Origin of the sequence: Achromobacter sp. GbtcB20, assembly GCF_019091095.1 — a bacterium.
Taxonomy (GTDB): Bacteria; Pseudomonadota; Gammaproteobacteria; order Burkholderiales; family Burkholderiaceae_B; genus Achromobacter; species Achromobacter mucicolens.
The window spans coordinates 1-352 of the sequence record NZ_JAGXJZ010000331.1; the positions used below are offsets into that span (position 1 = coordinate 1).

At 65.6% G+C, this 352-nt stretch carries 1 protein-coding gene; it reads right to left on the reverse strand.

Translation table 11 applies throughout. The features are described 5' to 3' along the window. A partial coding sequence (locus KVT32_RS29210) for an N-acetylmuramidase domain-containing protein (protein ID WP_217619328.1) occupies window positions 1-352 on the reverse strand: 352 nt, incomplete at both ends.

Consider the following 352-nt stretch of genomic DNA (forward strand, 5'->3'; position numbering starts at 1 on the left):
CAGTGATACCCCATAATTTGGAACGCGCCCCAGCTCGCCGCCTCCTGCGCAGCGGCTGCATGAATCTGCATGGCGCTGGCTAAGCGTACATACTCGGCCGCGCCGCCGGCATAGCCGCCGCGCTGACGGCTCAAGACGGATGGACGGTCGTCGTATCCGGCCGGGTCCAGGCCGTGGGCGGTCAGTTGCCGCCAGAAAACATGACGCTCAAACAGGATGACCGGCCGGCCATCGGGCAGAAAGCCGCGCGCGCGCGATTCAACTTCATTCACGGCCTTAACGCTCGCCAGCGGGACGCCCAAGCGATCAGCCGCCGCGATGAGGTCGGATTCGCGCATCAAGCGGGACACGT